Raw genomic sequence first — 10,618 nt, forward strand, 5'->3', positions numbered from 1 at the left:
GCGCAGGTGGACGCGCTCAAGCGGGCCCCGGAGGAGAGCGCCCGCCCCTATCTGGCCGTGCACTCCACCGGCTGGGGCGGGGAGCTGGTGACGTCGCTGTTCCTGCGCTTCGTCCGCTCGGACACCAACCTGTACGTCGAGGCCGTGCCGACGGTGCTGTGCCCGCTCCAGGACCGCTACCGGATCATCGACGAGCTCTTCCCGCGCCCGTCGCTGAGCGAGTTCGTCGGGCTGCTGGGGCAGTCCGCCGTCAGTACCCCCTTCGTGCTGCTCGCTGCGCCCGGACACGCCGTCGGCGGGTTCTTCCCCGACCGGGGGCTGCGGGAGCGGCTGCGCAAGCAGAAGCGGCTGATCACCCAGCTTGAGGTGTTCGACTACGGGGCCCGCAACAGCGTCCGCCAGCTCGCCTCGATGCACGAGCACCGCCGCTACTTCCAGAAGGCGGACTCCGTGATGGTCCGCAAGAGCGTGCAGCAGCGGGTCCTGGACGCCCTGGTGGAGTTCGCCGAGGAGCACGGCATCGACGCGGGCGAGCTGAAGCGCAGCCAGGAAGTGATCGTCAACAACGGCATCATCGCCGCCGAGGGCGCGAAGGTGGAGTCCAGCTCGGTCGCCTCGGGCACCAAGTCCCGGGTCTCCGCCATGTTCCAGAGGGGCCCGCGGTCCACCAACGAATGACAGTCCCGCACAGAGGGCGAGAAAACGGATGAACGTACGAGGCAACAAGGGCGTCATCGCCACGGGCAGCGCCCAGGTCACGGGCGCGGCCGTCGCCAGCGGCAGCGGCGCGCAGGTCGACTTCCGGGCGGCGGAGCCGCCGGCCGGTTCCCGCGACGGGCGCGCCGCGACCCCCGAGGAGATCAGAGACCTGCTGGCCCGGCTCATCGAGGAGCTCGGCCGCTCGGAGCACCCGGACCGCGCGGACCTGGCCGAGTTCGCCCAGGACGCCCGCGAGGAGCTGGAGTCGCCCGAGCCGCGCGGGGGCAAGCTGCGGCGGGTCGCGCGGGCGCTCGCGGACGCGGTGTCCGGCTTCGCCTCGCTGGCCGCCCTGGCGGGGGCCATCGAGGGAGCGGTCAGCGAGCTGTAGGCAGCGCGAGATGGACTTCTGTCTGCACTGCGGTGCGCGGACGGACGATGCGGCCGGGCCCCACTGCACGGGCTGCGGCGCGCCCCGCGCGGCCCCCGGCGGCTCCGCGGGCTCCGCGGGCTCCGCGGGCTCCGCGGGCTCCGCGGGCTCCGCGGGTTCCGCCGGTTCTGCGGGCTATCTGCGCGTGGGCCTCACCCGCCTGCCGCACTGGCTGCCGTGGGCGGTGGTCGCCGTGGTCGTCGTCGGCGGCGTGCTGCTCGGCGTGCAGGCCGCCAGTGACGACGGCGAGGGCCCGCCGGCGGCCGGCTCCGTCGGCCCCGCGACGTCCCCGCAACCGTCCGACGGCCCCGGCTCCGGCTCTGATCGCGATTCCGGCTCCGACTTCGGGTCCGGCTCGGGCGGGACCGACGACGGCTACGGCAGCCGCCGGGACGCCGGGGACGCCGGGGACGGCTCGGACGACGCCTCCGACACCGCCGACGCCTCCGCGACCCCGTCCGAGGACGGTTCGGAGCGCGACGACCCCGGCTCCGTCGTGGCGCGCTACTACGACCACATCAACAACCGCGACTTCTCCGCCGCCTGGGAGCTCGGCGGCTCGCGCATCGGCGGAGCCTCGTTCGGGACCTGGACCAAGGGCTACGCCTCGACCCGGCACATCTCGGTCCGTACCGAGAGCGGCGGCTTCGGCAGGGTGAACGTCACCATCAGGGCGCTCCAGAAGGACGGCACGGTGAAGTCGTACACCGGCACGTACACCGTGCGGAACGGGAAGATCGTCGGCGCCGACATCGATCCGGCGTAGCCGCCGCCGTTTGCGCAGGACCGGTGCGACTGCGCTATAGTTGACCTTGAGCGCGCCGCCAACTGAGGCAGGCGGCCTGTGCGTTGGTGGTCCAAGCAAGACGTCCCGCTTCCTGCGGGGAGATGCAGGTGCAATCCCTGCCCAGCGCTCCGCCGGGAGGCCCCGCCCTGACACCACGTCAGGGCGGGGCCTTGTCGCGTGTGCCATGCCCGTACGTACGCCGCGATCCCATGCGGGGTTGGGCCCTTGTCAGGGCCGCCACGGGGAGCGGCCGGACTCCTCCTCGCACAGCTCCCGGTAGTCCACCTCGGCCAGATAGGAGTCCCACAGCTCGCGGGACAGCTTCGTCGTCACGCGCTCGCAGACCCGCTCGGCCACCTTCTCCGGCGTGAGCGGATGCCTGCGCAGCGGCACATGGCGTGCCGTGGCGTGCAGGGTGCTGCCGTCGGCGCTCACCATCAGGGACCGGATCGTGTCTCCGGGCGACAGCAGCGCGCCGCCCCGCTTCTGCTGCGAGGGCACGTCCCAGAGGTGGATGGTCCCCTCGTCGCCCCCCACGGCGAGGGTCTTGCTGTCGGGGGAGAAGGCCAGTGACGACACGGACTCCGGCGAGCTGCGGTCCAGGGAGGTGAAGGACCCCGAGAGTTCGCCGAGGCGCTGCCGCCCCTCGCCGTCCCACAGGGTCACCTGGCCCCCGTCGTCCGCCACGGCGAGCCGCTTCCCGTCCGGGCTGAAGGCGAGCGCGGCGATGGTGCCGTGCACGAGGGCGCGGCGGGTCGTGCGGCCCGATCCCAGGTCGACGAGCTGCTTGCGCGAGGTCGCCACGAGCTGTCCGTCCGGGCGGACAGCGATACGGAAGCCGCGCGCGTCGTCGTCCCCGGCCGCGGACCGGCCGGATATCCGCTTGACCACGGACCGCCGTTCGAGGTCCCACACGGTGAGGGAGCCCCCGTCGGCCTGGCCGACCGCCAGCAGCCGCTTCCCGTCCGGACTGAAGGCGATCCCGCTGACGTCGTCCCCGGAGCGTTCGCCGTCCGGCAGCCGCAGGGTGCCGCGCTTGCGGTGCGTTCCGGTGTCCCACAGGGTGATCTCGGACGGCGGCGAGCCCGGCGGGCCGGTGCCGACAGCGGCGGCGAGGGTCCCCCCGGTGGGGTCGAAGGCCATCGCGTCGCTGGCGTCCGCGCCGCTGGCGTCGGCGTCGCCGGCGTCCGCGCCCGCGTCGGCTTCGGCCGGTTCCGGAACGGTCCCCAGCGTCGCGGTGAGCTTTCCCGTCCGCCCGTCCCTGAGCTGCAGCCGGTGCCGGTCCCCGGCGTCCTCGGTGACGGTGGCCAGCAGGCGGGCGTCGGGGCTGAAGACGGCGGACCGCGTCGGCTTGGGGCTCCACGCGGGCTCGACCAGGGCCTCCATGGTGAGGGACCGCACGGAGGCCCGGGAGGGGCCGTCGAAGTAGCGGAGGTAGCGGCCGTCCCGGGACCACCGGAGAGCGGCGGCCTGGTTCTCCAGGATCGGATAGCGGTATATCGGCGTGTCCCCGTTGCCGGTCCGCCAGACCTGCACCTGCTCAGCGCCGAAGGTGGCCAGGAAGTCCCCGTCGGGGCTGAACTCCATCTCCCGGAATCCCGGCACCTTGATACGCCGCTCGCCGTCCCCCTTCTTCCCCGTGACCTTCCAGACGCGTATGTCCCCGTCGGTGGCCAGGGCGAGCTGCCGGCCGTCGGGGCTGAAGTGCAGTTGCTTGCAGCCCTTCCGGTGTGCGGACAGGGAGCGGGGGAGGGGGAGCTCACGCTTCCGGGACACGTCCCACACCTGCGGCGCGGCGCCGGGCGCGCACAGCGCCAGATAGCGGTCGCCGGCGCTGACGGCCGCCACCGGCGCGCCGTCCCGCGCCTCCGCGTCCGGAAGGCGGCGCTCCAGCAGGGTGCGCCGGTGCTCCAGGTCCCACAGCTGGACGGAGGCGGGCCCGTCCCGTGCGGCGGACCTGGTGAGAAGGGTGCGCCCGCTCGGGCCGAACTCGCCGCGCGGCGCGCCGCCGCGGCCCCAGTCCGCCGAGGTCAGGGGAGCGCCGTCCGGGCGCCCTGCGGCCACGTCCCACAGCTTCAGACCGCCGGCGGAGGAGAGCGCGAGCCTGCGTCCGTCGGGGCTGATGTCCACCGCCGAGCCGGCGGCCGCGCCCAGGCCCTTGCCCTGCGACACCCTGCGGTGTCCCGGCACGTCCCACACCCGTACGTGCTCCTTCCCCGCCCGAACCATGCGCCGTCCGTTCCCGGTGAGGAAGCCCTGGGCCCCGTCCTCCCGGTCGGCGTCGGTCAGCAGGTCGTGCTCCTTTTGGATGCTCGCCTTGATGAGCGAGGAACGGGACTGGGGGAGGTCGGCGACGCGGTAGGCGGCGAGGCTCAGCAGCTGCGCGCGCTGGGGGAGCGCGGCGCGCATGCCGTCGGAGGTCTCGGCGACCCGGCGGGCCGTGGCCTGGTCCCGCTGGAGGTTGCTGTTCTTCTTCTCCTGCCAGGCGAACAGGGCGCTCACCAGGGTCAGTACGACCAGCACGGCCACGGCCCCGGTCAGGGCGCTGCGCCGGCGGCGGCCGCGGGTGCGGCGGGCCCGGCTCGCGGCGAGGAAGTCCCGCTCCAGGGCTGTCATGTCCCGCTGCTGCCGCGGGGTGCCGAACACCACGTCGGCCGCGGCCAGCCGGGCGCCCCGGTACAGGCTCCCGGAGTCGCGCCCGAGCCGCTCCCAGGCCCGCGCCGCGTCGGTCAGCTGGCGGTGCAGCCGCAGTCGCTGGCGGTCGTCCTCGATCCAGTGCCGCAGCCGCGGCCAGAACCAGATGAGCGCTTCGTGCGCGAGGTGGACCCGCTCACCGTCCAGAGTGATCAGGCGGGCCCGCGCCAGATGTTCGAGGACGTGTGCGGTGTCCTCGGTGTCCTCGGGGTGGTCGGTGTCGAGTTCGGCGCGTTCGACGGGGCGGCGGGTGTCCCGGGCGCCCTCGCTGGGGTTGACCAGGCGCAGCAGGATCCGGCGGGCCAGCGCGGCCTGGTCGGGGGACAGCCGGGTGTAGACGTCCTCGGCGGTGTCGGCGACGGCGCCCTGGATGCCGCCCACCGTCTCGTACGCGTCCAGGGTCAGCATCCGCCCCTTGCGCCGCTGCCAGGTCTCCAGCAGCACATGGGAGAAGAGCGGCAGCCCGCCCGGCTCGTTGCCGGTCTCCTCGATCAGCCGCGCGGTCAGGGAGCGTTCGACGGTCAGCCCCTTGGCCGCCGCGGGCTTGACGACGGCGTCCCGCAGCTCGTCCGGCTCCATGGGCCCGACGAGCACGCTCGCGTCCTGGACGGCGGCGGTGAGGCCGCGGTGCTCGGCGCATCTGCCGTAGAAGTCCGCCCGTACGCCCAGCACCACGCGCAGCCGGCTGCCGCGGTCCAGCGCCGTCAGCAGCGACTCGATGAACTTCGCGCGCTCGTCCGGGCAGCGGCAGAGCGTGTAGACCTCCTCGAACTGGTCGACGATCAGCCAGGTCTCGCCGTCGGCGCTCGCGGGGGTGAACACCCGGTCGTGGGTGTCCAGCGGCCGGGACCCCGGGGTGAGCATCCGGATGGCGGCGGGCCGCCCGCCGGGGTCCTCGCCCTGCTGGAGCCGGGGGACGAGGCCGGCCCGCAGCAGCGAGGACTTGCCGCTGCCGGAGGGGCCGAAGACGGCCACGAACCGGTGGGCCCCCACGAGCCGCAGCAGGTCGTCCGTGAGCCGGTCCCGGCCGAAGAACAGCTCCTCGTCGGCGGGTTCGAACCGGGCGAGCCCCCGGTAGGGCGCGTTCGCCACGTCCTCCCTGCGCACCTGGGAGGTCGTCTCCTCGGCGGCCCGGTGCCAGCGCTCCTCCCACTCCTCGGCGTCCCCGCCGCACGCCCGTACGTACGCCAGCGCGACCGGCAGCGTCGGCAGGACCTGGCCCGCGGCCGCCCGCGAGAGCGCGGTGAGGGAGTACTCGACCCGCCGTGCCATGGCCCGGTAGGTCGGGTTGCCCGCCTTGCTCCGCAGCTCCCGCAAGCCGTACGCGAACTCCTGAACCGGGCCCGCGCAGGGGTCGACCGGCTTCTCGCGACGTCCCATCACACCCCTCCTCCTGGGAGACACCGCGCGCCTCATCCCAGCACCGGGCCCCGGCCGGCGTAAGCCGCGACCAAGCCAAGCAGCGCCCCGCGCGCCGGTCCGCGCCGCACCGCGCCGCGCCGCCCCCGCGCCGCCGCGCATTGCTCAGCGGCACGGCGACGGGCTGCTGACCAACGGCGCAGCCGCCGGGATTCACCCGGGCACCGGCTCCGTCACCGCCGCCGGCGAGGAGGGGAGGCGGTGTCGGCACGTGACCGTACGCAGAGCACGAGTCATCGGCACAGCCAGGCGATACACGGGATGGGGGGCGCCGGGGCGCGCGTGTCCCGATCCGGACGCCGGGGCGCATATGCCCGGCCGGCCGGCACGGCGCGCGTGCTCCGGCACCGGCCGCACCGGCGGGTCGAGCACCATCTCACGCCCGTCGGCGAGCACGTCCCGGCGGCTGGCCACAAGGTTGCTGACGAGGTGCTCGCCGACTGCTTCTCCGCTGTGCGCGACGCGGACCGCGCAGCCCTGCTCGCTGGCGGGCGCCCCGGCCAAGCGGGGCCCGTCAGTCCGTGGCCGGCAGCGCGTTGTCCAGGAGGATCTCCGCCGCCATCCGCGCATGCCGGCCGTAGTCCGCCTCGCCCAGCACCATGGCGCGGCTGGCGGCGCCGTCCGCGAGGGTCACGAGCTGCTCGGCGAGGAAGGCGGGCTGGCGGCAGCCCAGTTCCGCTGCCAGGTTGGCCACCAGTCGCACCATCAGCAGTTTCTGTTCGCGGGCGTAGGAGTGGACCGCGTTCTGCGGGTCGGGGAACTCCACGGCAGCGTCGATGAACGGGCATCCGCGCACGGGATCAGTGGCTGCCGGGGGTGGATCGAACAGCGCGAGGATTCTCTCCTTGGCGGGGACGTCCTCGCGTACCAGCACGCCCTCCAGGGTGCGCCCCGTCGAAGCGAGGTCCTTCAGGTGGGCGAGGACGAGCTCGTCCTTGGTTCGGAAGTGTGCGTAGAGGGTGCGCTTGGACACTGGCGCCCGCTCCGCGATCTGCTCCATGCCGGTCGCGTTGATCCCCTGGGCCGCGAACAGTCCGGCCGCTGCGGCCAGAATGCGCTCCCGCCCTCCGCGACCCTGCCGTCGAGATGCCGTCGTCGCCGTGGTCATGACGTAAGTATACGCCTGTGTTTACTTCGGAAGGGGTGGCTGTGTACGGTGAGCCTCTAGGTAAACGACAACGTTTACCTAAGTGATCCTGAGGAGAGCTCCATGAGCAGGCCGGTCTGCACCCGGATACGCACGAGCGAGACGCCTACCAGTGGGACGCACCCGGGGGAGTACGCCGAGCAGCTGATCCGCGGGCGTCGCGCGACCCGCGCGTTCCGACCCGACCCGGTGCCGGAGGACGTTCTGCGCGCCGTCTTCTCCCTCGCCGGCGCCGCGCCGTCCAACTCCAACGCGCAGCCGTGGCGGGTCGAGATCGTCGGCGGCGCACGGCGAGACCGCCTGGCCGACGCCCTGCGGACGGCCCACGCCGAGCGACGCGTCACGGCCGACTACCCCTACTCCGAGGACATGTACGCCCCCGTCCACCAGGAACGGCGGGCCGCCTTCGGCGCTGGTCTGTACGGAGCGCTGGGCATCGGCCCCGACGACCACCCGGCCCGCGCCGCCTACGACGCGGAGAGCATGGGCTTCTACGGAGCGCCCCACGCCGCGTTTCTGTTCGTCACCGGCGACGGCGGACCGCGACTGGCCGCCGACGCCGGCGCCTACCTGCAGACGCTGCTGCTGGCCATGACCGCGTATGGCGTGGCCAGTTGCCCACAGGGCCTGCTCAGCTTCTACGCGGACACCGTCCGCGACGAACTCCGCGTGGACGAAGGAAAGCTGCTCGTGGGCATCTCCTTCGGCTACGCAGACGAGGACGCACCGGTGAACCAGGTCGCGACCGACCGGGCCGCCCTGGAGGCGACCACCACCTTCCACAGCTAGTGTCCGTCGCGAAATTGCCGGTCACAGCCACTCATTGAGGACTGCAACCAGGTTCTTGCGGGAGGCGTACGCCTTGTCAGCCCGCACCCCATCGGGACGGGCACGCGGTACCGAGGGCCCGGCCCCGGGCGACGACCCGACGGCCGCCCTCGGCGTCGGGCGGGTGCACGGTGATCGGCGCGGCCATGACACCACCGAGTGCCGCGCAGCGCCGAGCCGCATCCCGACCCTATGGCAGCGCACCTGCTGACCAGGCTGGTCAGCGCCCTGTCCGGCGAAGGACCATCGCGTCGTACACCGGGGCGTCAGGGAACGGCAGCACTTCACCCAATCGCTGGTAGCCCCAGTCTTCATAGTGGGCCCGCACGCGCGGGTGGTCACGCTCTACCAGCAGCGTCACGCGTTCCTCAGTCCGGCCGCGCAGCAACGCGTCGTGGATCTGCCGGGCGACGCCCGTACCCCGAACCGTCTCCAGGACCATCAGCTCGGACAGCGCGAACGTCCTCGAACCGGTCTCGGTGGTCTCGCTCTCGGACACGGGGGTGCGCAGACCCTTCCACCAGTTCGTCCCGGGTTGCAGCACGCAGCCGAAGGCGTAACCCACGGGTACAGTGTCGTGGTAGCCGACGGCGGCGGCGAAGCCGGGAACCTCCGTGTTCCAGCCGAGCCGTTCGTCAAAGCGTTCCACGCTGTGGAACTCCTCGTGCAGCCGGTCGGCGTAGATCTCGGCATACACCGCGAGGAGCTGAGGGCGGATCTCGTGAAGGCTGGCCGCATCCCGGCTACGGATCTCGACGTCCTGCATTACTCTGCCTCTCGTGTTTGTTCGCAGAACTCGCGGGCGACCCGGGTTTGGTACCTGCCGATGCTGTCACGCAGGCTGGCGAGCTTGTCCCGTACCCGGACGCTTTGCACGTTCCCGGTGATGCCCATCGCGTGGCGTGCTTGGGCCACCGCCGCTTCCACCTCACCACAGCCCAACAGCACTTGCGCGCGCTGGAGCGTGTAGTAGACGCGGTTCCTCTCAAACCGGGGCTCCAACTGGTCCAGAGCAGACGCTGTCAACTCCTCCGCCCTCCGGTGCTGTCCCAATGCCTGATGCGCCGCACCAGCCAGTCCCGTGATCTCGGCTGACGTCAGGAACGAGAGCCAGGGTGAAGGCGCTCCGGAAGTCTTCTCGTACGCCGTCTCGGCTCGCGAGAGAGAACGCTCGGACCGGCCGCGTTCGCCCAGGCGTGCGTGCCCTACCGCCTGTCGACAGTGCAGTAACGCCATCAGCCACGGATCATCTTTGGCCTGACGCGTCTCGACAGCCGCGCGACCGATACGCAGCGCTTCTTGATCCCGATGCATGAGGCGGGCCTGCATCGCCAGGTTCGACCACACCCGCGCTTGGAGCGCCCCGTCCCCGGCGAGCATCGCCGATTGGAGTGCCTCGCGGTAGAGATCCGTCGCACCGGCCTGGTCGCCCGCATCGTAGGCGAACCACCCGGCACTCGCTGCGAGGTCACCAGCAGCGGAGTAGAGCAGGCGCTCCACACGCGGCCCGTAGGAACACAGGTTGAGCGCCTCGTGCACGCGAGCGAGTGCCTCCACAGCCACGATGTGCAGGGCCCCGCCACCAAGGGCGTGATCATGTACGTAAAGGGCTGGGACGAGGTTGCGGATGCGCTCCGCGTCCGATGTGCCGAGTCTCCCCACCGTAGGGATGGCCTCGATCCCGAGAGCAGCGGTGAGACCGACGGCGACGAACTCCCGACGTTGCACGGTGCCTTTCCTGTCAACACGCGGCTTCGCCGGCGGCTGGACGGGGCGGGACCACTTGCCTCGTGGGACGAACCCCATGGCTTCCGGCGCACAGCCGAAGATTTCCTGTAGAGGGAGAAGGTAGCGGGCCCAGGGCCACCGCACCTCGCCGGAAATCCAGCGCCGGACGTGGCGATCCGTGCAGGACGCGGGTTTCCCGTACAGGACCTCGGCGACTCGATTGACCTCGTCAGCGAGATCTTGGTGGGTGTAGCCGTAGGTCAGGAGCAGCCTTTTCAGCTTGACGTTCCGCTCCCGTGGCATGGCGCCCCCTTCGATCGTCGCTTTGACGGTAGTCCTGCCCGCCCTGCTCGCTCAGGTAAAACTGTCCGGCTCGCGGGAAGTAACCGCCGGGATTGCGTCCTGACGTCGCACCGGACACTTTCGGTTTCCTGATCTCATGACCAAGGCCAGAGCACCGCAGGCATCGGATTGCACCAAGCAGCCAGAGCGCGGCGCGTATGTGGTGGATGAGGTCGCCGCGCGGGAGTCGCCGCCGGTGTCCTGCTGGACGGGCCGGGTGCAGATGGTGCTCGGCGGCGGCCGGGTGAGGATCATCCTCCCGCATGCGGTCGAGATCACCACCCGCCTCCGCGACCTGCGCGCGGCGACCGACAGCGAGCGTGCCGCCTTCGAGGCCGCAACCGTCCGGTACGCGGAGACGAGGCCGCGGCGGTGAGCCCGCGTGCCCGCCGTACCGCCGCCCGCGCGGTCGCGGCCGTGACCGCGGTGGTGCGCGCCGAGGCCGCACCGTGCCCGCGCTGCGGGATGCCGCCGCGCGTCACCGCCTGGACCGAACCCACCCCCGGAGACGCGCCCCCGACGATCGCCGTGCGCGGCACCTACACCT

8 protein-coding genes and 1 pseudogene are annotated in these 10,618 nt (G+C 72.3%); 5 read left to right on the plus strand and 4 right to left on the minus strand.

What is annotated here, in order from left to right:
* The 3 genes and pseudogenes from G5C65_RS22135 to G5C65_RS22145 form a co-directional block, all read left to right on the plus strand.
* Window positions 1-678: pseudogene (locus G5C65_RS22135) on the plus strand (zinc ribbon domain-containing protein); the annotation flags it as partial.
* Window positions 679-706: 28 nt separating this feature from the next.
* Window positions 707-1,087, plus strand: a complete 381-nt coding sequence (locus G5C65_RS22140) for a hypothetical protein (RefSeq protein WP_165300657.1) — start codon at window positions 707-709, stop codon at window positions 1,085-1,087.
* A gap of 10 nt (window positions 1,088-1,097) precedes the next feature.
* Window positions 1,098-1,892 (plus strand): hypothetical protein, encoded by a 795-nt coding sequence (locus tag G5C65_RS22145; RefSeq protein WP_165300658.1) that lies wholly within the window; start codon window positions 1,098-1,100, stop codon window positions 1,890-1,892.
* Between the two features lie 249 nt (window positions 1,893-2,141).
* On the opposite strand, the gene G5C65_RS22150 is transcribed toward G5C65_RS22145, so the two are convergent.
* On the minus strand, window positions 2,142-5,987 hold the full coding sequence (locus G5C65_RS22150) for an nSTAND1 domain-containing NTPase (RefSeq protein WP_165300659.1): 3,846 nt from the start codon (window positions 5,985-5,987) through the stop codon (window positions 2,142-2,144).
* A 553-nt stretch (window positions 5,988-6,540) separates the two neighbouring features.
* Window positions 6,541-7,134, minus strand: a complete 594-nt coding sequence (locus tag G5C65_RS22155) for a TetR/AcrR family transcriptional regulator (RefSeq protein ID WP_165300660.1) — start codon at window positions 7,132-7,134, stop codon at window positions 6,541-6,543.
* Window positions 7,135-7,236: 102 nt separating this feature from the next.
* On the opposite strand from G5C65_RS22155, the gene G5C65_RS22160 reads away from it, so the two are divergent.
* Window positions 7,237-7,962 (plus strand): nitroreductase, encoded by a 726-nt coding sequence (locus G5C65_RS22160; RefSeq protein WP_165300661.1) that lies wholly within the window; start codon window positions 7,237-7,239, stop codon window positions 7,960-7,962.
* Window positions 7,963-8,221: 259 nt separating this feature from the next.
* Here the strand turns inward: G5C65_RS22160 and G5C65_RS22165 are convergent, their stop codons facing one another.
* Both G5C65_RS22165 and G5C65_RS22170 read right to left on the minus strand, forming a co-directional pair.
* Complete coding sequence (locus G5C65_RS22165; protein WP_165300662.1) at window positions 8,222-8,767, minus strand: GNAT family N-acetyltransferase; 546 nt, start codon at window positions 8,765-8,767, stop codon at window positions 8,222-8,224.
* The gene (locus tag G5C65_RS22170) at window positions 8,767-10,032 is read right to left on the minus strand and encodes an NsdA family TPR-like regulatory protein (protein WP_165300663.1); all 1,266 of its coding nucleotides are present in this window, start codon (window positions 10,030-10,032) and stop codon (window positions 8,767-8,769) included. Before G5C65_RS22170 ends, G5C65_RS22165 begins: the two co-directional genes overlap by 1 nt.
* 136 nt (window positions 10,033-10,168) lie before the next feature.
* Between G5C65_RS22170 and G5C65_RS22175 the strand changes: the two genes are divergently transcribed.
* Entirely contained in the window at window positions 10,169-10,447 is a 279-nt protein-coding gene (locus G5C65_RS22175; protein WP_206442135.1) for a hypothetical protein, read from the plus strand.
* Window positions 10,448-10,618 lie beyond the last annotated feature (171 nt).

This window comes from Streptomyces boncukensis (genome assembly GCF_011045075.1).
Lineage (GTDB): Bacteria > Actinomycetota > Actinomycetes > Streptomycetales > Streptomycetaceae > Streptomyces > Streptomyces boncukensis.

Coding starts and splice junctions, on each gene's coding strand:
- G5C65_RS22170 (WP_165300663.1), bottom strand. CDS start 10,032: ATGCCACGGGAGCGGAACGTCAAGCTGAAAAGGCTGCTCCTGACCTAC.
- G5C65_RS22160 (WP_165300661.1), top strand. CDS start 7,237: ATGAGCAGGCCGGTCTGCACCCGGATACGCACGAGCGAGACGCCTACC.
- G5C65_RS22150 (WP_165300659.1), bottom strand. CDS start 5,987: ATGGGACGTCGCGAGAAGCCGGTCGACCCCTGCGCGGGCCCGGTTCAG.
- G5C65_RS22140 (WP_165300657.1), top strand. CDS start 707: ATGAACGTACGAGGCAACAAGGGCGTCATCGCCACGGGCAGCGCCCAG.
- G5C65_RS22165 (WP_165300662.1), bottom strand. CDS start 8,767: ATGCAGGACGTCGAGATCCGTAGCCGGGATGCGGCCAGCCTTCACGAG.
- G5C65_RS22175 (WP_206442135.1), top strand. CDS start 10,169: ATGACCAAGGCCAGAGCACCGCAGGCATCGGATTGCACCAAGCAGCCA.
- G5C65_RS22145 (WP_165300658.1), top strand. CDS start 1,098: ATGGACTTCTGTCTGCACTGCGGTGCGCGGACGGACGATGCGGCCGGG.
- G5C65_RS22155 (WP_165300660.1), bottom strand. CDS start 7,134: ATGACCACGGCGACGACGGCATCTCGACGGCAGGGTCGCGGAGGGCGG.